18 protein-coding genes are annotated in these 22,141 nt (G+C 71.5%); 1 reads left to right on the top strand and 17 read right to left on the bottom strand.

The window, feature by feature from the left end:
• The first annotated feature begins 133 nt into the window (after positions 1 to 133).
• A complete protein-coding gene (locus ACYP53_RS05850; RefSeq protein WP_189920086.1) occupies positions 134 to 517 on the top strand; it encodes a VOC family protein in 384 nt (127 codons plus the stop codon).
• 89 nt (positions 518 to 606) lie between these two features.
• On the opposite strand, the gene ACYP53_RS05855 is transcribed toward ACYP53_RS05850, so the two are convergent.
• The 17 genes from ACYP53_RS05855 to ACYP53_RS05935 form a co-directional block, all read right to left on the bottom strand.
• Entirely contained in the window at positions 607 to 1,662 is a 1,056-nt protein-coding gene (locus ACYP53_RS05855) for a 2-oxoacid:ferredoxin oxidoreductase subunit beta (protein WP_189920083.1), read from the bottom strand.
• Positions 1,659 to 3,563 (bottom strand): 2-oxoacid:acceptor oxidoreductase subunit alpha, encoded by a 1,905-nt coding sequence (locus ACYP53_RS05860; RefSeq protein WP_229928873.1) that lies wholly within the window; start codon positions 3,561 to 3,563, stop codon positions 1,659 to 1,661. Before ACYP53_RS05860 ends, ACYP53_RS05855 begins: the two co-directional genes overlap by 4 nt.
• Positions 3,564 to 3,931: 368 nt before the next feature.
• Complete coding sequence (locus ACYP53_RS05865; protein ID WP_459646805.1) at positions 3,932 to 4,594, bottom strand: response regulator; 663 nt, start codon at positions 4,592 to 4,594, stop codon at positions 3,932 to 3,934.
• Positions 4,595 to 4,808: 214 nt separating this feature from the next.
• Positions 4,809 to 5,819 carry a polyprenyl synthetase family protein gene (locus ACYP53_RS05870; protein ID WP_459646806.1) on the bottom strand — a complete coding sequence of 337 codons (1,011 nt, stop codon included), beginning with the start codon at positions 5,817 to 5,819 and terminating at the stop codon, positions 4,809 to 4,811.
• Between the two features lie 322 nt (positions 5,820 to 6,141).
• Entirely contained in the window at positions 6,142 to 7,779 is a 1,638-nt protein-coding gene (gene nuoN / locus ACYP53_RS05875) for an NADH-quinone oxidoreductase subunit NuoN (RefSeq protein WP_189920075.1), read from the bottom strand.
• Entirely contained in the window at positions 7,776 to 9,440 is a 1,665-nt protein-coding gene (locus ACYP53_RS05880; RefSeq protein ID WP_459646807.1) for an NADH-quinone oxidoreductase subunit M, read from the bottom strand. Before ACYP53_RS05880 ends, nuoN begins: the two co-directional genes overlap by 4 nt.
• Before the next feature lie 34 nt (positions 9,441 to 9,474).
• Complete coding sequence (nuoL, locus tag ACYP53_RS05885) at positions 9,475 to 11,388, bottom strand: NADH-quinone oxidoreductase subunit L (protein WP_459646808.1); 1,914 nt, start codon at positions 11,386 to 11,388, stop codon at positions 9,475 to 9,477.
• A 14-nt stretch (positions 11,389 to 11,402) separates the two neighbouring features.
• Positions 11,403 to 11,702 (bottom strand): NADH-quinone oxidoreductase subunit NuoK, encoded by a 300-nt coding sequence (gene nuoK / locus ACYP53_RS05890; RefSeq protein ID WP_030235394.1) that lies wholly within the window; start codon positions 11,700 to 11,702, stop codon positions 11,403 to 11,405.
• Positions 11,699 to 12,637 carry an NADH-quinone oxidoreductase subunit J gene (locus ACYP53_RS05895; RefSeq protein ID WP_459647956.1) on the bottom strand — a complete coding sequence of 313 codons (939 nt, stop codon included), beginning with the start codon at positions 12,635 to 12,637 and terminating at the stop codon, positions 11,699 to 11,701. The genes nuoK and ACYP53_RS05895 overlap by 4 nt, the downstream gene beginning before the upstream one ends.
• Before the next feature lie 23 nt (positions 12,638 to 12,660).
• Entirely contained in the window at positions 12,661 to 13,272 is a 612-nt protein-coding gene (nuoI, locus tag ACYP53_RS05900; RefSeq protein ID WP_189920069.1) for an NADH-quinone oxidoreductase subunit NuoI, read from the bottom strand.
• A 6-nt stretch (positions 13,273 to 13,278) separates the two neighbouring features.
• Entirely contained in the window at positions 13,279 to 14,610 is a 1,332-nt protein-coding gene (gene nuoH / locus ACYP53_RS05905; RefSeq protein WP_459646809.1) for an NADH-quinone oxidoreductase subunit NuoH, read from the bottom strand.
• Entirely contained in the window at positions 14,607 to 17,132 is a 2,526-nt protein-coding gene (locus tag ACYP53_RS05910; protein WP_459646810.1) for an NADH-quinone oxidoreductase subunit G, read from the bottom strand. The genes nuoH and ACYP53_RS05910 overlap by 4 nt, the downstream gene beginning before the upstream one ends.
• A complete protein-coding gene (gene nuoF, locus ACYP53_RS05915; RefSeq protein WP_459646811.1) occupies positions 17,129 to 18,490 on the bottom strand; it encodes an NADH-quinone oxidoreductase subunit NuoF in 1,362 nt (453 codons plus the stop codon). The genes ACYP53_RS05910 and nuoF overlap by 4 nt, the downstream gene beginning before the upstream one ends.
• On the bottom strand, positions 18,490 to 19,395 hold the full coding sequence (nuoE, locus tag ACYP53_RS05920; protein WP_459646812.1) for an NADH-quinone oxidoreductase subunit NuoE: 906 nt from the start codon (positions 19,393 to 19,395) through the stop codon (positions 18,490 to 18,492). The genes nuoF and nuoE overlap by 1 nt, the downstream gene beginning before the upstream one ends.
• Positions 19,392 to 20,744 carry an NADH-quinone oxidoreductase subunit D gene (locus ACYP53_RS05925; protein ID WP_189920061.1) on the bottom strand — a complete coding sequence of 451 codons (1,353 nt, stop codon included), beginning with the start codon at positions 20,742 to 20,744 and terminating at the stop codon, positions 19,392 to 19,394. Before ACYP53_RS05925 ends, nuoE begins: the two co-directional genes overlap by 4 nt.
• Entirely contained in the window at positions 20,744 to 21,457 is a 714-nt protein-coding gene (locus ACYP53_RS05930) for an NADH-quinone oxidoreductase subunit C (RefSeq protein ID WP_189920059.1), read from the bottom strand. Before ACYP53_RS05930 ends, ACYP53_RS05925 begins: the two co-directional genes overlap by 1 nt.
• Positions 21,454 to 22,008: a NuoB/complex I 20 kDa subunit family protein gene (locus ACYP53_RS05935; RefSeq protein ID WP_030060101.1), complete on the bottom strand. Its 555-nt coding sequence runs from the start codon at positions 22,006 to 22,008 to the stop codon at positions 21,454 to 21,456. The genes ACYP53_RS05930 and ACYP53_RS05935 overlap by 4 nt, the downstream gene beginning before the upstream one ends.
• Between the last annotated feature and the right edge of the window lie 133 nt (positions 22,009 to 22,141).

The raw sequence follows: 22,141 nt of genomic DNA on the forward strand, positions 1-22,141 counted from the left end.
AGCCTCCCTTCGCGCATTCCCCGGGCGGCGCATTCCCCTGGCGCGATTCTCCGTACTATGTATAGTGTACTGCGTACGGGGTAATCGTGCGGATGCCCCGGGACACCCGGATGCCGACGAGAGGGTTCTCGCTTTGCAGATCACCACCACCGCCGTCTCCCTGACCGTCGAGGACGTCAGCCCCTCCGCCGCCTTCCTTCAACAGCACTTCGGCTACGCGGAGGAGATGTCGGCCGACGGCTTCGTCTCGCTCAAGCACCCCGGCGGCGGCGTCAACGTCGTCTACCTGCGGCGCGGCCTGGAGGTCCTGCCGGAGGAGCAGCGCCACCGGACCGCGGACGGCGTGATCCTGGCGTTCGTCGTCCAGGACATCGCCGCCGAGGAGCGCCGGCTGCGCGAGGAGGGGGTCACGATCACCCTGCCGCTGCGCGAGGAGCCGTGGGGCGAGAAGCTGTTCCAGGTCGCCGACCCGAACGGGGTCGTGATCGAACTGGTCGAGTGGGCCGAGCAGCAGTAGCCAGTAGTCAGTAGTCAGTGGCCGCAACGGCAGGCGCCCCTCGTCCCGGCCGGGACGAGGGGCGCCTGCCGTGTGCGCGGGCGGAGCGGTCAGTCCACCGTCCAGGTGTCGTTGCCCGCCAGCAGCCCGGCCAGGTCGCCCGGGCCGCGGTGGGCGGCGGCGGTGGCCAGCTGGCTCGCCATCAGTTCGTCGTAGACGGGCCGTTCGACGCTGCGCAGCACGCCGATCGGCGTGTGGTGCAGGGTGTCCGCGTCGGCGATCCGGGAGAGCGCGAAGGCGGTGGCCGGGCCGGCCGCGTGCGCGTCGTGGACCAGCACCTCGGCCTCGTTGGCCGCCGTGACCGGCGCGGTGAACAGCTCGCCGTCCGCCCCCCGGAAGACGCCGTTGGCGCCCTCCGCCCCGAAGCGGATGGCTCGCCCGTGCTCCAGTCGGATCAGCGCCTCCTCCCGGGTGCCGGCGTCCTTGAGCACCTCGAAGGCGCCGTCGTTGAAGATGTTGCAGTTCTGGTAGATCTCCACCAGGGCCGTGCCCTCGTGCTCGGCCGCCGCCCGCAGCACCGACTGCAGGTGCTGGCGGTCGGAGTCGATGGTGCGCGCGACGAAGGTGGCCTCGGCGCCGATCGCCAGCGACAGCGGGTTGAAGGGCGCGTCCAGCGAGCCCATCGGGGTGGACTTGGTGATCTTGCCGAGCTCGCTGGTGGGCGAGTACTGGCCCTTGGTGAGGCCGTAGATCCGGTTGTTGAACAGCAGGATCTTCAGATTGACGTTCCGCCGCAGGGCGTGGATCAGGTGGTTGCCACCGATCGACAGCGCGTCGCCGTCACCCGTCACCACCCAGACGCTCAGATCCTGCCGCGCGGTGGCCAGGCCGGTCGCGATCGCCGGCGCCCTCCCGTGGATCGAGTGCACCCCGTAGGTGTTCATGTAGTACGGGAAGCGGGAGGAGCAGCCGATGCCCGAGACGAACACCGTGTTCTCGCGCTTGATGCCGAGCTCGGGCATGAAGGACTGCACCGCCGCCAGGATGGCGTAGTCCCCGCAGCCGGGGCACCACCGGACCTCCTGGTCGGTCTTGAAGTCCCGTGCGCTCTGCGGGGCTTCGTCCTTGGGCACCAGCCGCAGCGAAGGGAAGCGGTGATCACTCATCGGTGGTCCTCCTCGTCCAGGGTGCCGATCGCGGCCCACAGCACGTCCGCCAACTGGGCCGCCTTGAACGGCAGTCCGCGCACCTGGTTGTAGGACTCGGCGTCCACCAGGTACTTCGCCCGCAGCAGCAGGGCGAGCTGCCCGAGGTTCATCTCGGGCACGATGACCTTCTCGTAACTCCGGAGCACGGCACCCAGGTTGGCCGGGAAGGGGTTGAGGTTGCGCAGGTGCGCCTGGGCGACCTCGCCGCCGTCCGCGCGCACCCGGCGCACCGCGGCGGTGATCGGCCCGTAGGTCGAGCCCCAGCCGAGGACCAGCACCCGGGCGTCGCCGGTCGGATCGTCCACCTCGACCGGCTTCACGGTGATGCCGTCGATCTTGGCCTGCCGGGTGCGGACCATGAAGTCGTGGTTGGCCGGGTCGTAGGAGATGTTCCCGGTGCCGTCCTGCTTCTCGATGCCGCCGATCCGGTGCTCCAGGCCGGGCGTGCCGGGCAGCGCCCAGGGCCGCGCCAGTGTCCGGGGATCGCGCAGGTACGGCCAGAAGGCGCCGTCCTCGCGGTTCGGGCCGGTCGCGAACTGCGGGTCGATCTCGGGCAGTTCGTCGACCTCGGGGATCCGCCAGGGCTCCGAGCCGTTGGCCAGGTAGCCGTCGGAGAGCAGGAAGACCGGGGTCCGGTAGGTGACGGCGATCCGGGCCGCCTCCAGCGCCGCGTCGAAGCACTCCGCGGGCGTGGCCGGGGCGACGATCGGCACCGGCGCCTCGCCGTTGCGGCCGAACATCGCCTGCAGCAGGTCCGCCTGCTCGGTCTTGGTCGGCAGGCCGGTGGAGGGGCCGCCGCGTTGGATGTCCACGACCAGCAGCGGCAGTTCGAGCGAGACCGCCAGGCCGATCGTCTCGCTCTTGAGCGCCACACCGGGCCCGGAGGTGGTGGTGACCCCGAGCGCCCCGCCGAAGGCGGCACCGAGCGCGGCACCGATGCCGGCGATCTCGTCCTCCGCCTGGAAGGTGCGCACCCCGAAGTTCTTGTGCCTGCTCAGCTCGTGCAGGATGTCCGAGGCCGGGGTGATCGGGTACGAGCCCAGGTACAGCGGCAGTCCGGAGCGCTGCCCGGCGGCGATCAGCCCGTAGGACAGGGCGAGGTTGCCGGAGATGTTGCGGTAGCGCCCGGCCGGGAGCTTGGCCGGCGGCACCTCATAGGAGACCGCGAAGGTCTCGGTGGTCTCGCCGAAGTTCCAGCCCGCCCGGAAGGCGAGCACGTTGGCCTCGGCGATCTGCGGCTTCTTCGCGAACTTGGCGCGCAGGAAGGACTCGGTGCCGTGCGTGGGCCGGTGGTACATCCAGGACAGCAGGCCCAGGGCGAACATGTTCTTCGCCCGCTCGGCGTCCTTGCGCGCCAGGCCGCTGTCCTTGAGCGCCTCCAGGGTCAGCGTGGTCAGCGGCACCTTGTGCAGGTGGAAGCCGTCCAGCGAGCCGTCGGTGAGCGGGTCCGCCGGGTAACCGACCTTCGCCAGCGCGCGCTTGGTGAACTCGTCGGTGTTGACGATGATCTCCGCGCCGCGCGGCAGGTCCGGCAGGTTCGCCTTCAGCGCGGCCGGGTTCATCGCGACCAGCACGTTCGGGGCGTCGCCCGGGGTCAGGATGTCGTGGTCGGCGAAGTGCAACTGGAAGGACGAGACGCCCGGCAGGGTGCCGGCGGGGGCGCGGATCTCGGCCGGGAAGTTCGGCAGCGTGGAGAGGTCGTTGCCGAAGGACGCCGTCTCCGAGGTGAACCGGTCACCGGTGAGCTGCATTCCGTCACCGGAGTCGCCGGCGAAACGGATGATGACCCGGTCGAGTCTGCGGATCGGCTTGGTGCCCCCGGGTGCCGGCCCGCCCGGGGCGGGCGGTCCGGCGGGCACGGCCGGGCCGGGGCGCCCGTCACCGCTCCCGGCACGGGCCTCGTCGCCGTCCGAGCCGTCCACTGCCTCTGACTGATCGACCTGACTGGTCACTGCCGCGGACCTCCTAGGGCACACCACCCGCGGGCGCGGCCCCGTGCCCCGTCCGCCTGGTGCACCTCACGCATCCTATGCGGGTGGAGTCGAGACCGGACGGAACTCCCGCGTGCGGCGGGAAATCACCGGCCCGCGCCCGTACCGCACATGGGGAAGAACGTCCGACCGCCGGAGATCATTCCGAATCCGGCGGCCGTTCCGGCAGTCGTTCCGACAGCTGTTCCGGCTCCCCCGGCGGCGGCCGGGGCGCCCGCCGGGCGCCCGCCGGGACCTTATGACCTGAGGTACGTCAGCACGGCCAGCACCCGGCGGTGGTCCTCCGGGCTCTGGGCCAGGCCCAACTTGAGGAAGATGTTGCTGACGTGCTTCTCCACCGCACCGTCGGAGACCACCAGCTGCTTGGCCACGGCGGCGTTGGTGCGGCCCTCGGCCATCAGTGCGAGCACTTCGCGCTCGCGCGGCGTGAGATTGGCCAGAACATCGCCCTTGCGGCTGCGGCTGAGCAGCTGCTGCACCACCTCCGGGTCCAGCGCGGTGCCGCCCTCGGCGACCCGCACCACGGCGTCGGCGAACTCGCGCACCTCGGCGACCCGGTCCTTCAGCAGGTAGCCGACGCCCCGGGTGGATCCGGCCAACAGCTCCGAGGCGTAACGTTCCTCCACGAACTGTGACAGCACCAGCACGTTCAGCTGCGGGTAGCGGCCGCGCAGCTCGACGCAGGCGCGCAGGCCCTCGTCGGTGTGCGAGGGGGGCATCCGCACGTCGGAGACCACGACGTCGGGCAGCGCGTCGGCGGCGGCCAGGTCGTGGATGGTCTTCACCAGGGCCTCACCGTCCCCGACGCCGGCGACGACCTCCAGGCCGCGATCGGTGAGCAGCCTGGTCAGCCCCTCCCGCAGCAGTACGGAGTCCTCGGCGATGACGACGCGACGCATGGCGACCTTCCCGGCTCGGGTGGAGCTGACGTGAGTCAGTCTCCCCCATCGCGGGGGCCGGTCCCGCCCCGTCCGCCGGTTTCTCCGACGGCGCCCGGGAGTTCGGCCGGGGAGCGCGGGCGGGAGGACGGGCGCGGAAGCGGGTTCGGACGCGGCATGGACGACGGGCGCGGCACAGACCGACCGGGCCCGGGTCGACCGGGCCCGGCACCGGTCACATGGTGCGGATGGCCACCGCGTCGCAGAGCCCCACCAGGGCCGACTTCGCCGGGCACTCCGGCAGCGGGGCGAGCAGCGCCCGGGCCTCCTCGGCCCGGCGCAGGGTCTCCGCGCGGGCGCGCTCCAGCGCGGGGTGGGCCCGCAGCAGGCGCAGCGCCTCGGCGTGCAGCTCGTCGTCCGCGAGGTCCTGGGTGAGCAGTTCGCGCAGTCGGACGTCGTCCGGGTCCGCCGGGTCGGCGGGCATCTGCTGCAGCAGCAGGGTGGGCAGGGTCGGCACGCCCTCGCGCAGGTCGGTGCCGGGGGTCTTGCCGGACTCGTGGCCGTCGCTGGCGATGTCGAGCACGTCGTCGGCCAGCTGGAAGGCGATGCCGATCCGCTCGCCGAACTCGCCGAGGGTGTCCACCAGCTCGGGCTCGGCGCCGGCCATCAGCGCTCCTATCCGGCAGGAGACGGCGATCAGCGAGCCGGTCTTCCCCTCCAGCACGTCCAGGTAGTGCAGCAGCGGGTCCATCTCCGGGCCCGGGCCCTTGGTCTCCAGGATCTGGCCGGTGACCAGCCGCTCGAAGGCCTCGGCCTGCATCCGCACGGCCTCCGGGCCGAGGTCGGCCAGCACCTGGGAGGCGCGGGAGAACAGGAAGTCGCCGGTGAGGATGGCGACCGAGTTGTCCCAGCGGGAGTTGGCGCTCGGGGCACCGCGGCGCACCGGGGCCTCGTCCATGACGTCGTCGTGGTACAGCGTGGCCAGGTGGGTCAGCTCGACGACCACCGCGGCCGGCACCACGCCGGGCGCACCCGGGTCGCCGAACTGCGCGGCCAGCAGCAGGAGCAGCGGACGGAAGCGCTTGCCGCCGGCCTCGAGGAGGTGACTGGCGGTGACGGTGATGAAGGGGACGTCGCTCTTGACGGCCTCGCCGAGCGCCGCCTCCACCGCGTCCAGTCCGGCCTGGACGTCCCGGGTCAGGTCGCGGTCCTGCACGCTGAGCCCGAAGGGTTCCACGACGGTCACGAAGACCACTCCTCTGTCCCTGGTCGATCTAGCGGCCTGGTCCCTGAGTGCCGCCGCTGGCCATACAGGCAGGGTATCCGGTCGCGAGTGGATCACTGCACGGGCGTGCGGATCCTGTCATGATCGGGCCGGAGGCCCTGGTCAGGGCGGCTGTCCGGGCCGTACCGCGGTGGGCGCGAATCCGGCTGGAAGATAAAGGCGGGAGACCCGCCGGCGCGTTCCGGCCCCGGTCACCGACAAAGACCCGTCCGGGCCGCGCGGACGGGGCGCGGCCCGGACGGGGCCCTGGTCGGGAACGGTGGGGAACGGTGGGGACGCGGGGTCAGCGCACGAACAGCGAGGCCTTCGACGCCAGGTCGAGGAAGTACTGCGGCAGCAGGCCGAGACCCAGCGTGACCAGCACCCCCACCCCGATCGCGGTCGCCGTGAAGGCGCTCGGGATCGCCACCGTGGGGCCGCCCGGCTGCGGGTCCGAGAAGAACATCAGCACGATGACCCGGATGTAGAAGAAGGCGGCCACCGCCGAGCTCAGCACACCGACGATCACCAGCGGGGTGGCGCCGCCGCTCGCCGCGGCCTGGAAGACCGCGAACTTCCCGGTGAAGCCGGAGGTCAGCGGAATCCCGGCGAAGGCCAGCAGGAACAGCGCGAACACCGCCGCCACCAGCGGCGAACGCCGGCCGAGCCCGGCCCAGCTGGACAGGTGGGTCGCCTCGCCCTTGGAGTCGCGCACCAGGGTGACCACGGCGAACGCGCCGAGCGTCACGAAGGAGTACGCCAGCAGGTAGAACAACACCGAGGAGATCCCCTGCTTGTTGACGGCGATCACCCCGGTCAGGATGAACCCGGCGTGCGCGACCGAGGAGTACGCCAGCAGCCGCTTCACGTCCTGCTGGGTCACCGCGAGGACCGCGCCCACCACCATGGTGAGGATCGCCACCCCCCACATCACCGGCCGCCAGTCCAGCCGCAGGCCGGGGAAGGCCACGTAGAACAGCCGCAGGAAGGCCCCGAAGGCCGCGACCTTGGTGGCCGCCGCCATGAAGCCGGTCACCGGGGTCGGCGCGCCCTGGTAGACGTCCGGGGTCCAGGAGTGGAAGGGCACCGCGGCGACCTTGAACAGCAGGCCGACCGCCAGCATCGCCAGGCCGGTGAGCACCAGCACGTCGCTCCGGGTACTGGCCAGCTGCGCGGGGGTGGTCATCGCCTTGCCGGAGATGACGTCCCCGATGTCGCCGAGCTTCACGCTGCCCGCGTAGCCGTACAGCAGCGCGGTGCCGAACAGGAAGAACGCCGACGCGAAGGCGCCGAGCAGGAAGTACTTGACCGCCGCCTCCTGGGAGAGCAGCCGGCGGCGGCGCGCCAGGGCGCACAGCAGGTACAGCGGCAGGGAGAAGACCTCCAGCGCCACGAACATGGTCAGCAGGTCGTTGGCGGCGGGGAACAGCAGCATGCCGCCGACCGCGAACATGGTGAGCGGGAAGACCTCGGTGGTGGCGAAGCCGGCCCGGACCGCGGCCCGCTCCTGCTCGCCGCCGGGGGTGGCGGCGGCCTGGGCGGCGAAGGCGTCGGCGGGCAGGCCGCCGGCCTTGGGCTCCAGCTTCCGCTCGGCGTAGGTGAGCACCGCGACCACCGAGGCCAGCAGGATCACGCCCTGCAGGAACAGCGCCGGGCCGTCCAGCGCCACCGACTCCATGGCCAGCAGGTCGATCCGGGTGAAGCCGTGGCTCTGCACGGCCAGCACCACCACGGCGACGAACGCGCCGATCAGCCCGGCCAGGGCGAGCGTCACCTGCGTCCAGTGCCGGTACCGGCGGGGCACGAAGGCCTCCACCAGGATGCCGGCCACGGCGACGCCGAACACCACGAGCATCGGCGAGAGCCGGCCGTACTCGATGTGCGGCGCCGGGATGCTGGGGGTGTTGCCGCCGGCGGCGGCGAGCACTGCGGTGGCGTTCACTTCTGCTCACCTCCTGGGGTGGCGGCGACCGGGTGGGCCGGCGCCGGGTCGGTCTCGTGGACCTGCGAGAGCGTCGCGTTCACCGAGGGGTTGACCAGGTCGGTGAGCGGCTTGGGGTAGACGCCGAGCAGGACGGTCAGCGCCACCAGCGGGGCGACCACGGCGAGCTCGCGGGCCTTGAGGTCGGGCATCGCGCGCACGCCCTCCTTCACCGGGCCGGTCATGGTGCGCTGGTACAGCAGCAGGGCGTACAGCGCGGCCAGCACGATGCCGAAGGTGGCGACGATCCCGATCGCCGGGTAGCGGGCGAAGGTGCCCACCAGCACCAGGAACTCGCTGACGAACGGGGCCAGGCCGGGCAGCGACAGGGTGGCCAGGCTGCCGATCAGGAAGGTCCCGGCGAGCACCGGGGCGACCTTCTGCACACCGCCGTAGTCGGCGATCAGCCGCGAGCCGCGACGGGAGATCAGGAAGCCGGCCACCAGCATCCACGCGGCGGTGGAGAGGCCGTGGTTGACCATGTAGAGGGTCGCGCCGCTCTGGCCCTGGCTGGTCAGGGCGAAGATGCCCATGATGATGAAGCCGAAGTGCGAGATCGAGGCGTAGGCGACCAGCCGCTTGATGTCCTTCTGGCCGACCGCCAGCAGCGCGCCGTAGACGATCCCGATCAGCGAGAGGACCAGGATCGCCGGGGCGAAGGTCTTCGAGGCGTGCGGGAACAGCCCGAGGCAGAACCGCAGCATCGCGAAGGTGCCGACCTTGTCCACCACGGCGGTGATCAGCACCGCGGTGCCGGCGGTGGCCTCGCCCATCGCGTTCGGCAGCCAGGTGTGCAGCGGCCACAGCGGGGCCTTCACCGCGAAGGCGAAGAAGAAGCCCAGGAACAGGGCCTTCTCGGCGGTGCCGGACAGCTGCAGCCTCCCGTCGGCGATCGCCGAGGTGAGCGTCCGCAGGTCGAAGGTGCCGAAGCCCTGCTCCTGCGCGATCACGTACAGGCCGATCACGGCGGCCAGCATCACCAGGCCGCCGAGCAGGTTGTAGAGCAGGAACTTCACGGCCGCGTAGGAGCGCTGGCGCGCCGACTCGGGGCCGCCGGCCCGGTCGCCGAAGCCGCCGATCAGGAAGTACATCGGGATCAGCATGGCTTCGAAGAACACGTAGAACACGAAGACGTCGGTGGCGTAGAAGGAGACGACCACCATCGCCTCCACCGCCAGGATCAGGGCGAAGAAGCCCTGGGTCCGCCGACGCCGCTCGATGGTGCCGGGGTCGACCGGGCCGTCGGTCCCGACCGGGGCCGGGGCCGGGGCCGCGTCCGGGGTCGGGTCCGGGTCGGCGTCGTGCCAGGAGGCGAGCATCACCATCGGCACCAGGACGGCGGTGAGCAGGGCGAGGACGGCACCGATGCCGTCCACGCCGAGCGAGAAGGTGATGCCGAAGGAGCGGATCCAGCTGTACGACTCGGTCAGCTGGTAGCGGTCGCCGTGCGGGTCGAAGCGGATCGCCGCCACGGCGGCCAGCACCAGGGTCAGGGCCGAGACGCCGAGGGCGACGAGCTTGGTGGTCCGGCGCCGGGCCCCGGTCGTCCCGGCCGGCAGCGCGGCGGTCAGCACCGCGCCGGCCGCCGGGACGGCACAGGTGGCACTCAGCAGCGCACTCATGCGCTCACCCCCCAACGGGTATCAGGACGAGTCATCAGACGGACCTCATCAGGAGAGTCGTGGCGACCAGCACCAGCGTGCCGCCGAACATGGAGAGCGCGTACGAGCGGACGAAGCCGTTCTGGACCCGCCGCAGCCGTCCGGACAGGCCCCCGATCGCGGCGGCCAGGCCGTTGACGAAGCCGTCCAGGCCGCGGCTGTCGAAGAAGACCAGCGTCGCGGTGAGCGCCGAGCCCGGCCGCACCAGCACCGCGTGGTTGAAGTCGTCCTGCAGCAGGTCGCGGCGGGCGGCCCGGGTGAGCGGGGAGCCGACCGGCGGCACCACCGGGACCGGCGAGCGCCCGTACATCAGGTACGCGAGGGCGACGCCGGCCAGCATGCAGGCCGTGGTCAGCAGGGTGACGGTCAGCGGGGCGAGCGGGGAGTTGCCCTCCTCGTGCCCGGTGACCGGCTCCAGCCACTTCAGGAAGGAGTCGTTGAAGGCGAAGAGTCCGCCCGCGAAGACCGAGCCGAAGGCCAGCAGGACCATCGGGATCGTCATGGTCTTCGGCGACTCGTGCGGGTGCGGGGCGTTGCCGTCCTCGTCCGGCTGCCAGCGCTTCTCGCCGAAGAAGGTCAGCACCATCACCCGGGTCATGTAGAACGCGGTGACGGCGGCGCCGACCAGGGCGCAGAGGCCGAGGATCCAGCCCTCGGTGCCGCCCTTGGCGAAGGCCGCCTCGATGATCTTGTCCTTGGAGAAGAACCCGGACAGGCCCGGGAAGCCGATGATCGCCAGGTAGCCGAGGCCGAAGGTGACGAAGGTGACCGGCATGTACTTGCGCAGGCCGCCGTAGTGACGCATGTTCACCTCGTCGTCCATGCCGTGCATGACCGACCCGGCGCCGAGGAACAGCCCGGCCTTGAAGAAGCCGTGGGTCACCAGGTGCATGATCGCGAAGGCGTAGCCGATCGGGCCGAGCCCGGCCGCCAGCACCATGTAGCCGATCTGCGACATGGTCGAGCCGGCCAGCGCCTTCTTGATGTCGTCCTTGGCGCAACCGACGATCGCACCGAACAGCAGCGTGACCGCGCCGACCACCACCACGGCGGTCTGCGCGTCCGGGGCCAGGTCGAAGATCGCCGAGGAGCGGGTGATCAGGTAGACGCCGGCGGTCACCATGGTGGCCGCGTGGATCAGCGCCGACACCGGGGTCGGGCCCTCCATGGCGTCCCCGAGCCAGGACTGCAGCGGCACCTGCGCCGACTTGCCGCAGGCCGCCAGCAGCAGCATCAGGCCGATCGCCGTCAGCTTGCCCTCGCTCGCCTGGTGGGCGGCGCCGACCGCGCCTTCCGAACCGAGGACCGGGCCGAAGGCGAAGGAGCCGAACTCGGTGAACATCAGCATGATCGCGATGGACAGGCCCATGTCGCCGACCCGGTTGACGAGGAAGGCCTTCTTCGCCGCCGTCGCCGCGCTCGGCTTGTGCTGCCAGAAGCCGATCAGCAGGTACGAGGCCAGGCCCACGCCCTCCCAACCGAAGTACAGCAGCAGGTAGTTGTCGGCGACCACCAGCAGCAGCATGGCGGCCAGGAACAGGTTCAGGTACGCGAAGAAGCGGCGGCGGCGCTCGTCGTGCGCCATGTAGCCGACCGAGTAGAGGTGGATCAGCGTGCCGACGCCGGAGATCAGCAGGACGAAGGTCATCGACAGCTGGTCGAGCCGGAAGGTCATGTCGGCCTGGAAGCCGTTCACCGGGACCCAGCTGAACAGGTGCTGGGTGACCGCCCGGTGCTCGGCGCCGCGGCCGAGCATGTCCGAGAAGAGCGCCAGGCCGAAGCCGAACGAGAGCGCCGCGAAGGCGGTGGCCAGCCAGTGGCCGAACCGGTCCAGTGCCCGGCCGCCGAGCAGCAGCAGGGCAGCGCCGGCCAGTGGAGCCGCCACCAGCAGCGGAATGAGAGAGTTCACCGAAGGTCCTCCGCCTACAGCTTCATCAGGTTGCTGTCGTCGACCGAAGCGGAGTGCCTGGTCCGGAAGATGGAGACGATGATGGCGAGGCCGACCACGACCTCGGCCGCCGCGACCACCATCGTGAAGAAGGCGATGATCTGGCCGTCCAGGGTGCCGTGCATCCGCGAGAACGTCACCAGCGCCAGGTTCGAGGCGTTCAGCATCAGCTCCACGCACATGAACAGCACGATCGCGTTGCGCCGGATCAGCACCCCGGACGCCCCGATGGTGAACAACAGTGCCGACAGGTAGAGGTAGTTGACCGGGTTCACTCGTCGCCCTCCTCGCCGGTCGCGCCGTCCTTGCCGGCCGCGCCGGCCTTGCCGTTCGCCGGCACCGGCTCCAGGGACTTGCGCGGACCGGCCACCTCCGGCCGCTCCGAGGACGGACGGCCCAGCCAGTCCGCCGTGCTGTTCTCCAGCTCCGCCATCCGCCGCAGCATCGCCTGGCTGACGTCCCGGATCTGGCCGCGCTCGCGCAGCGTCGCCATCACCGAGTCCTCGGCGATCGTGCCGTCCGGCAGCAGGCCGGGAACGTCCACCGCGTTGTGCCGCGCGTACACGCCCGGCGCCGGCAGCGGCGGCAGCTGGATGTTGTCCTTGACGCGCTGCGCCGCCAGCTCGCGCTGGGTCTTCGGCGGCTTCACGTGCTCGCGGTGGGTCAGCACCATCGCACCGATCGCCGCGGTGATCAGCAGCGCGCCGGTGACCTCGAAGGCCCACACGTACCGGGTGAAGATCAGCCGTGCCAGGCCCGGCACGTTGCCCTCGGCGTTCGCCTCGGACAGCCCGGTGAAGTGGTCCAGCTTCGCGTTGGCGATCCCGGCGACCAGCAGCACGCCGAAGCCCAGTCCGCACAGCACCGCGGCGAACCGCTGGCCCTTCAACTGCTCCTTCAGGGAGTCCTCGCTGGTGACGCCGACCAGCATCACCACGAACAGGAAGAGCATCATGATCGCGCCGGTGTAGACCACGATCTGCACCACACCCAGGAACACCGCGCCCTGGGCCATGTAACAGACCGCCAGCGCCATCATGGTGGCCGCCAGGCAGAGCGCGCTGTGCACCGCCTTCCGCATCAGCAGCATGCCGAGCGCGCCGCCGACCGCGATCACCGCGAGCACCCAGAACTGGACCGCCTCACCGGTGGAGGTCGCCCCGGCCGCGGCCGCGAGCCGTCCGGTCGCGGCCGCGAGATCCGTCGTCACGGCCGCCGCCGCGAGTTGTCCGGTCACGGCCGCACCTCCTTCTCCCGGTCGGTGCGCTCCTGCTCGACCGTCCCCGGCGCCGCCGCCGTGATCTCGCCCCGGTAGTACGCGCCCTCGTCGGCGCCCGGGAAGATCTCGTGCGGGGTGTCGACCATGCCCTCGGTGAGGCCCACCAGCAGCTGCTCCTTGGTGAAGATCAGGTCCCGCCGGGAGGAGTCGGCCAGCTCGTACTCGTTGGTCATGGTCAGCGCCCGGGTCGGGCAGGCCTCGATGCACAGCCCGCACAGGATGCAGCGGGCGTAGTTGATCTGGTAGACCGCGCCGTAGCGCTCACCCGGGGAGTAGCGCTCCTCGTCCCGGTTGTCCGCGCCCTCCACGTAGATCGCGTCGGCCGGGCACGCCCACGCGCACAGCTCGCAGCCGACGCACTTCTCCAGGCCGTCCGGGTGCCGGTTCAGCTGGTGGCGGCCGTGGAAGCGCGGAGCGGTGGGCTTCTTCTGCTCCGGGTACTGCTCGGTGAGCCGCTTCTTGAACATGGCCTTGAAGGTCACGCCGAAGCCGGCGGCCGGGCCGAGGACCGACGGCCGGTCGGCCCGCTCGGGCCGGTCCGTACGGTCGGACTGGTCGGACGACATCTCGGTTCAGCTCCCTTCGGAATGGTCGGCCCCGTTGAGGGCGTCCTGGAGTTGCTTCGGGGCGCGACTGCGCCGGCGCGGCACCGGCGGGAGCTCCTGACCGGGCAGCGGCGGCACCGGATAGCCGCCCGCCATCGGGTCGAACCCTCCCTCGGGCGGCGCCTCCTCGGCCTCCGGCTGCTTCCTCAGGAAGTCCCGCAGCAGCGCCAGCAGCAGCACCACCCCGACCGGGGCGCCCACGTACAGCACCACCTCGCCGAAGCCGTAGCCCTCGTTGCGCAGCGCCCGCACGCTCGCGATCAGCACCAGCCACACCAGCGAGACCGGGATCAGCACCTTCCAGCCCAGCTTCATGAACTGGTCGTAGCGGAACCGGGGCAGCGTGCCGCGCAGCCAGATGAAGAGGAACAGCAGCAGCTGGATCTTCAGCGTGATCCACAGCATCGGCCACCAGCCGTGGTTGGCGCCCTCCCAGAAGGTCGACACCGGCCACGGGGCCCGCCAGCCGCCCAGGAAGAGCGTCGAGGCCACCGCCGAGACCGTCACCATGTTCACGTACTCGGCCAGCATGAACATCGCGAACTTCAGCGAGGAGTACTCGGTGTTGAAGCCGCCGACCAGCTCGCCCTCGGCCTCCGGGAGGTCGAACGGCGCCCGGTTGGTCTCGCCAACCATCGCGATCACGTAGACGATGAACGACACCGGCAGCAGCACCGCGAACCAGGTCGGCTGCTGGTGCGCCACGATCTCCGAGGTCGACATCGAGCCCGAGTAGATGAACACCGCCGCGAAGGACAGGCCCATCGCGATCTCGTAGCTGACCATCTGCGCGGCCGAACGCAGCCCGCCCAGCAGCGGGTACGTCGAACCGGACGACCAGCCGGCCAGCACGATGCCGTAGATGCCGATCGAGGCCGTGGCCAGGATGTACAGCAGCGCCACCGGGAAGTCGGTCAGCTGCATCGCCGTCCGGGTGCCGAAGATCGACACCTCGTTGCCGGCCGGACCGAACGGGATCACCGCGAAGGCCATGAACGCCGGGATCGCGCAGACGATCGGGGCCAGGACGTAGACCACCTTGTCCGCGCCCTTGACCACCAGGTCTTCCTTCAGTGCCAGCTTCACGCCGTCCGCCAGCGACTGCAGCAGGCCCCACGGCCCGTGCCGGTTCGGCCCGATGCGCAACTGCATCCAGGCCACCACCTTGCGCTCCCAGACGATCGCGATCAGCACCGTCAGGACGAGGAACGCGAAGCAGAACACCGCCTTCAGCAGGACCAGCCACCACGGGTCCTGGCCGAAGAAGTGGAGCGTCTCGTACGGCTGCGGAGTCGTCATCGGTCCTCCCCTTCCCCTTCGCCCGCGCCCGCCCCGGCCGGGGCCTGCGCCGCCGGCTCGGGCTCGGCCTCGGCCGCGGCGATCGTGACCAGGTGGCCGACGGTGGTGCCGAGCGCGCGGTGGGCGCCGCCCGGCGTCGAGTTGAGCGGGATCCAGACCGTGCGGTCCGGGAGCGAGCCGGTGACCTCCAGCGGCAGCGTCAGCGAGCCGGCCGGGCCGGTCAGCCGCAGCGCGGCGGCCGACTCGGCGCCGATCTCCTTCGCCGTCTCGGCCGAGATCCGGGCCACCACCCGGTGCCGGGTGCCCGCCAGGTGCGGATCACCCTGCTGCAAGGTGCCCTCGTCCAGCAGCGGACGCCAGCCCGCCAGCACCGCCTGGCCGGTGGCCGGACGGGGCAGCAGGCCCGGGTGCGCCGCCGGACCGGCCGCGCGGTCGCCCTCCCACGGGGCGAAGGCGTCCAGCTCCAGCCGAGCCGCCCGGACGTCGGGCAGCCCCAGCCGGTGGCCCAGCGCGTCCGCCAGCATCGCCAGCACCCGCAGATCCGACTGCAGATGACGGCCCATCTGCTGGTCCGGCTTGAGCGCGGCCTCGAACATCCGCACCCGGCCCTCCCAGTCCAGGAAGGTGCCGGCCTTCTCCGCCACCGCCGCCACCGGCAGCACCACGTCCGCGCGCGCCGTCACCGCCGAGGGCCGCAGCTCCAGCGACACCACGAAGGGGACGGCGGCCAGCGCCTCGTCGGCCAGCGCCGGGTCCGCCAGGTCGTCCGGGTCCACGCCGCCGATCAGCAGCGCGTCCAACTCGCCCTGCGCGGCCGCCGCCAGGATCTGGTCGGTGGAACGGCCCGGCTTGGACGGCAGCTCCGCCACCCCCCACACCGCGGCCGCCTCGGCCCGCGCCGCCGCGGCGGCCACCGGACGGCCACCGGGCAGCAGCCCCGGCAGCGCGCCCGCCTCCACGGCCCCGCGCTCGCCCGCCCTACGCGGCACCCACGCCAGCCGGGCACCGGTCGCGTGCGCCAGCCGCAGCACCGCCGTCAGCGCGCCCGGCACGGCGGCCAGCCGCTCGCCCGCCAGGATCACCGCGCCCGGCGCGCGCAGCAGTTCGGCCGCCCGGCCCGCCTCGTCGTTCAGCGGCTCGTCCACCGCCAGTGCCGCGAACCACTCCGGCTCGGTGCCCGGCGCCGCCGGCAGCAGCCCGCCGCGCAGCTTCGCCAGGCCCCGGGAACCGAACGCGGCCACCGAGAACACCTTCTGACCGCGGCCGCGGACCGCCTTGCGCAGCCGCAGGAAGACGATCGGCGACTCCTCCTCCGGCTCGAAACCGGCCAGCAGCACCGCCGGCGCCTGCTCCAGCCGCTCGTACGTCAGGCCCGAGCCGTCCACGTCCACCCCGCGCCCGGCGACCGCCGCGGCCAGGAAGTCCGCCTCCTCGCCGCTGTGCGGGCGGGCCCGGAAGTCCACGTCGTTGGTGCCCAGCACCACCCGGGCGAACTTGGCGTACGCGTACGCGTCCTCGACCGTCACCCGGCCGCCGGCCAGCACGCCCGTCCGGGCGCCGCGCAGACCCGCGGCGGCCCTCGCCAGCGCCTCCGGCCAGGAGGCCGGCACCAGCTCGCCGTCCACCCGCACCAGCGGGGTGGTCAGCCGGTCCCGCTGCTGGGCGTAGCGGAACGCGAAGCGGCCCTTGTCGCAGTTCCACTCCTCGTTCACCGCCGGGTCCTCGCCCGCCAGCCGGCGCAGCACCTTGCCGCGGCGGTGGTCGGTGCGCTGCGCGCAGCCCGCCGAGCAGTGCTCGCACACGCTCGGCGAGGAGACCAGGTCGAAGGGGCGCGAGCGGAACCGGTAGGCCGCCGAGGTCAGCGCGCCCACCGGGCAGATCTGGATGGTGTTCCCGGAGAAGTAGGACTCGAAGTCGTCCCCCTCGCCGGTGCCGACCTGCTGCAGCGCCCCGCGCTCCACCAGGTCGATGAACGGGTCCCCGGCGATCTGCTGCGAGAAGCGGGTGCAGCGCGCGCACAGCACGCAGCGCTCGCGGTCCAGCAGCACCTGGCTGCTGATCGGCACCGGCTTCTCGTAGGTGCGCTTCATGCCCTCGAAGCGGGAGTCCGCGGCTCCGCTGGACATCGCCTGGTTCTGCAGCGGGCACTCGCCGCCCTTGTCGCAGACCGGGCAGTCCAGCGGGTGGTTGATCAGCAGCAGCTCCATCACGCCGCGCTGCGCCTTCTCGGCCACCGGCGAGCTGAGCTGGGTGCGCACCACCATGCCCTCGGCCACCGGGATGGTGCAGGAGGCGACCGGCTTGCGCTGGCCCTCGACCTCGACGATGCACTGCCGGCAGGCGCCGGCCGGGTCGAGCAGCGGATGGTCGCAGAAGCGCGGGATCTGGGTGCCGATGGTCTCGGCCGCCCGGATCACCAACGTCCCCTTGGGGACCTGCACTTCGACGCCGTCGATGGTGAGCGTGACCAGTTCGACCGCGGGCTTCTCTCCCGTGGAGGCGGTTGGCTCTGTGATCGTCACGCGTGCACCTCCCTTTCGGTGGCGGACTGGTGGCCGGGGCGGGGGCCGTCGGCCCAGACGGTGGAGGCGGCCGGGTCGAACGGGCAGCGGCGCTCGGCCAGGTGCTGCTCGTACTCGGCCCGGAAGTGCTGGAGCGAGGAGACGATCGGACTGGCCGCGCCGTCGCCCAGCGCGCAGAAGGACTTGCCGTTGATGTTGTCGGCGATGTCGAGGAGCTTCTCCAGGTCCCCCTCGACTCCCTCCCCGGCCTCGATCCGCTTGAGCAGCTGGACCAGCCAGTAGGTGCCCTCGCGGCAGGGCGTGCACTTGCCGCAGGACTCGTGGGCGTAGAACTCCGTCCAGCGGGTGACCGCCCGCACCACGCAGGTGGTCTCGTCGAAGACCTGCAGCGCCTTGGTGCCCAGCATCGAGCCGGCCGCGCCCACGCCCTCGTAGTCCAGCGGGACGTCGAGGTGCTCGTCGGTGAACATCGGGGTGGAGGAACCGCCCGGGGTCCAGAACTTCAGCCGGTGCCCGGAGCGGACGCCGCCGCTGAGGTCGAGCAGCTGGCGCAGGGTGATGCCCAGCGGGGCCTCGTACTGGCCGGGGTTGGTGACGTGCCCGGAGAGCGAGTAGAGCGTGAAGCCGGGGGACTTCTCGGTGCCCAGGCCCTTGAACCACTCCTTGCCCCGGGCCAGGATCGGCGGCACCGAGGCGATCGACTCGACGTTGTTGACCACCGTCGGGCAGGCGTACAGGCCGGCGATCGCCGGGAACGGCGGCCGCAGCCGGGGCTGGCCGCGACGGCCCTCCAACGAGTCCAGCAGCGCGGTCTCCTCGCCGCAGATGTACGCGCCGGCACCGGCGTGCACGGTGATGTCCAGGTCGATCCCGGAGCCGAGGATGTTCCGGCCGAGCAGGCCCGCCCCGTACGCCTCCGCGACCGCGGCGTGCAGCCGGCGCAGCACCGGGACGACCTCGCCGCGCAGGTAGACGAAGGCGTGGTCGCAGCGGATCGCGTAGGAGGCGATGACCATTCCCTCGATGAGGGAGTGCGGGTTCGCGAACAGCAGCGGGATGTCCTTGCAGGTGCCCGGCTCGGACTCGTCCGCGTTGACCACCAGGTAGTGCGGCTTGCCGTCGTTCTGCGGGATGAACTGCCACTTCATGCCGGTGGGGAAGCCGGCGCCGCCGCGGCCGCGCAGGCCGGCGTCCTTGACCAGGGCGATCACGTCGTCCGGGGGCATGGCGAGGGCCGCCTTGAGGCCCTCGTAGCCGTGGTGGCGGCGGTAGGTGTCGAGCGTCCAGGGGCGGCTGTCGTCCCAGGAGTCGGACAGGACGGGGGTGAGCAGCTTCTCGGCCGGCTCTGCGGAGGTCATCACGCCTCGCTCCCTTCCTGGCCGGTGCCCTCGGTGCGGGGCGCGTCGGTGCGCGGTGCGTCGCTGCGGGGGGCCTCGTCGCGGGGGGCCTCGTCGCGGGGGGCGTCGGTGCGGGGCGCGTCGGTGCGGGGCGCGTCGGTGCGGGGCGCGTCGGTGCGAGGTCCGTCGGTTCGGGGTGGCTCGTTGCGGGGTGAGACGACGCGGGTGCCGGGGGTGCCGGGCAGGGCCTCGCCGCGGGCCAGCCGCAGACCGGCCAGCGAGGGCGCGCCGCCGGCGCCGGACTCGTCGTTGGCGCCCGGGCGCTCGTCCGGGAAGCCGGCCAGGATCCGCGCGGTCTCCTTGAAGCCGCACAACCGGGCACCCCGGGTGGGCCGGACCTCACGGCCGGCCCGCAGGTCGTCGACCAGCTGCCGGGCGCTCTCCGGGGTCTGGTTGTCGAAGAACTCCCAGTTGACCATCACCACGGGCGCGTAGTCGCAGGCCGCGTTGCACTCGATGTGCTCGATCGAGACCTCGCCGTCCTCGGTGGTCTCGTTGTTGCGGACGCCCAGGTGCTCCTGGAGCTCGGCGAAGATCTGGTCCCCGCCGAGCACCGCGCACAGGGTGTTGGTGCAGACCCCGACGTGGTACTTCCCGGCCGGGCGCCGCCGGTACATGGTGTAGAAGGTCGCGACGGCGGTGACCTCGGCGGTGGTGAGGTCCAGGCGCTCGGCGCAGAACCGGATCCCGGTCGGGCTGACGAAGCCCTCCTCCGCCTGCACCAGGTGCAGCAGCGGCAGCAGCGCCGAACGCGGCTCCGGGTAGCGGGCGATCAGCTCGGCGGCGTCGGCGGCCAGCCGGGCGCGCACCTCCTCGGGGTACGGTGCGGCCGGCAGCGCCGGCAGTCCGAGTTCGACGTTGGTCACCGGTCCACGCCTCCCATCACCGGGTCGATCCCGGCCACCGCGACGATCACGTCGGCCACCTGGCCGCCTTCGCACATCGCCGCCATCGTCTGCAGATTGGTGAACGACGGGTCCCGGAAGTGCACCCGGTACGGGCGCGTCCCGCCGTCGCTGACCACGTGCACGCCCAGCTCGCCCTTGGGCGACTCGACCGCCGCGTACGCCTGGCCGACCGGGACCCGGAAGCCCTCGGTGACCAGCTTGAAGTGGTGGATCAGGGCCTCCATCGAGGTGCCCATGATCTTCCGGATGTGGTCGAGCGAGTTGCCCATCCCGTCCGGGCCGACGGCCAGTTGGGCCGGCCAGGCGATCTTCTTGTCGGCCACCATGACCGGGCCCGGACGCAGCCGGTCCAGGCACTGCTCGACGATCCGCAGCGACTGCTTCATCTCCTCCAGGCGGATCAGGAAGCGGCCGTAGGAGTCGGCGCTGTCCGCGATCGCGACCTCGAAGTCGTAGTCCTCGTAACCGCAGTACGGGTCGGTCTTGCGCAGGTCGTGCGGCAGGCCGGTGGCGCGCAGGATCGGGCCGGTGGCGCCGAGGGCCAGGCAGCCGGGCAGGTCCAGGAAGCCGACGTCGACCAGGCGGGCCTTGAACACCGGGTTGCCGGTGGCGAGTTTGTCGTACTCGTGCATCCGGGAGCGGATCGTCCTGACCGCCTCGCGGATCTGGTCGACGGCGCCGGGCGGCAGGTCCTGGGCGAGACCGCCGGGGCGCACGTACGCGTGGTTCATGCGCAGGCCGGTGACCAGCTCGAAGACGTCCAGGATCAGTTCGCGGTCCCGGAAGCCGTAGATCATCAGGGTGGTGGAGCCGATCTCCATGCCGCCGGTGGCCAGGCAGACCAGGTGCGAGGAGATCCGGTTGAGCTCCATCATCATCACCCGGATGACGTTGGCCCGGTCCGGGATGTCGTCGGTGATGCCGAGCAGCTTCTCGACCGCCAGGCAGTAGGCGGTCTCGTTGAACAACGGGGTCAGGTAGTCCATGCGGGTCACGAAGGTGGTGCCCTGGACCCAGTTGCGGAACTCCATGTTCTTCTCGATGCCGGTGTGCAGGTAGCCGATGCCGCAGCGGGCCTCCTTCACCGTCTCGCCGTCGATCTCCAGGATCAGCCGCAGCACGCCGTGGGTGGACGGGTGCTGGGGGCCCATATTGACGATGATGCGCTCGTCGTCGGCCCGGCCGACCGCCTCGACCACCTCGCCCCAGTCGCCGCCGGTGACGGTGAAGACCCGGCCCTCGGTGGTCTCCCGGGCGTCTGCTTCCGCGGCTTCCCCGCGGCTGCCTTCGTAGTGCCGAGTGTTCATCAGCTGTACGACCTCCGCTGGTCGGGAGCCGGGATCTGGGCGCCCTTGTACTCGACGGGGATGCCGCCGAGCGGGTAGTCCTTTCGCTGCGGGTGGCCCAGCCAGTCGTCCGGCATCATGATCCGGGTGAGCGCCGGGTGGCCCTCGAAGACCAGGCCGAAGAAGTCGTAGACCTCGCGCTCGTGCCAGTCGTTGGTCGGGTAGACGCTCACCACGGAGGGGACGCGCGGGTCGGCGTCGGGCGCGGTGACCTCCACCCGGATCAGCCGGCCGTGGGTGATCGAGCGCAGGTGGTAGACCGCGTGCAGCTCGCGGCCCTTGTCACCCGGGTAGTGCACGCCGCTGACGCCCAGGCACAGTTCGAAGCGCAGCGCCGGGTCGTCGCGCAGGACCCGGACGGTCCTCAGCAGGTGGGCGCGGTCGATGTGGAAGGTGAGCTCGCCGCGGTCGACCACGGTCTTCTCGATCACCTCGACCGGGTCCAGGCCCTGCTCCTCCAGGGCTCCCTCCAACTCGTCGGCGACCTCGTCGAACCAACCGCCGTACGGGCGTTCGCTCGGACCGGGCAGCACCACCGGCGTCGCCAGACCGCCGAAACCGGAGGTGTCGCCGCTGCCCTGGGCACCGAACATGCCCTGGCGGCGGCCGACCACCTCGACCGGGATCTCGCGGACCGGGTGCTCGCGGCGGGTCTCGGGTACCTGCTCGTTCATCGCAGCTGCCCCCGCATCTCGCTGATCGGGGTGGCCTGCAGGGCGAGCGCCTCGCCGAGCTCCTCGGCCCGGCGCCGGTTCACCCCGAGCGGCTCGTGCTGGATCTTGTCGTGCAGCTTCAGGATGGCGTCCATCAGCATCTCCGGACGGGGCGGACAACCGGGCAGGTAGATGTCCACCGGAACGATGTGGTCGACGCCCTGCACGATCGCGTAGTTGTTGAACATCCCGCCGGAGGAGGCGCAGACGCCCATCGAGATCACCCACTTGGGGTTGGGCATCTGGTCGTACACCTGGCGCAGCACCGGTGCCATCTTCTGGCTCACCCGGCCCGCCACGATCATCAGATCGGCCTGCCGGGGAGAACCCCGGAAGACCTCCATCCCGAACCGGGCCAGGTCGTAGCGGCCGGCACCGGTGGTCATCATCTCGATCGCGCAGCAGGCCAGACCGAAGGTGGCCGGGAAGAGTGACGCCTTGCGCACCCAGCCGGCGGCCGTCTCCACGGTCGTGAGCAGAAAGCCGCTCGGCAGCTTCTCCTCGATTCCCATCAGATCCCTCTCAATGCCCTCAAGTCCTCTGGTACGTCCGGCCCGTTCGGGCTTGTCCGCTCGTTCACAAGGGCGGCGGCCACCCCGCGCTCAGTCCCGTTCCGACAGTCCCGTTCCGAGGGGCGGCCCCACC

Source organism: Kitasatospora sp. Ki12 (genome assembly GCF_054601375.1).

Excerpts from the sequence above, each read along its gene's own strand:
- ACYP53_RS05855 (WP_189920083.1), bottom strand. The coding sequence starts at position 1,662 with ATGAGTGATCACCGCTTCCCTTCGCTGCGGCTGGTGCCCAAGGACGAA.
- ACYP53_RS05865 (WP_459646805.1), bottom strand. The coding sequence starts at position 4,594 with ATGCGTCGCGTCGTCATCGCCGAGGACTCCGTACTGCTGCGGGAGGGG.
- ACYP53_RS05880 (WP_459646807.1), bottom strand. The coding sequence starts at position 9,440 with ATGAGTGCGCTGCTGAGTGCCACCTGTGCCGTCCCGGCGGCCGGCGCG.
- nuoI (WP_189920069.1), bottom strand. The coding sequence starts at position 13,272 with ATGTCGTCCGACCAGTCCGACCGTACGGACCGGCCCGAGCGGGCCGAC.
- nuoH (WP_459646809.1), bottom strand. The coding sequence starts at position 14,610 with ATGACGACTCCGCAGCCGTACGAGACGCTCCACTTCTTCGGCCAGGAC.
- nuoF (WP_459646811.1), bottom strand. The coding sequence starts at position 18,490 with ATGACCTCCGCAGAGCCGGCCGAGAAGCTGCTCACCCCCGTCCTGTCC.
- ACYP53_RS05925 (WP_189920061.1), bottom strand. The coding sequence starts at position 20,744 with ATGAACACTCGGCACTACGAAGGCAGCCGCGGGGAAGCCGCGGAAGCA.
- ACYP53_RS05930 (WP_189920059.1), bottom strand. The coding sequence starts at position 21,457 with ATGAACGAGCAGGTACCCGAGACCCGCCGCGAGCACCCGGTCCGCGAG.
- ACYP53_RS05935 (WP_030060101.1), bottom strand. The coding sequence starts at position 22,008 with ATGGGAATCGAGGAGAAGCTGCCGAGCGGCTTTCTGCTCACGACCGTG.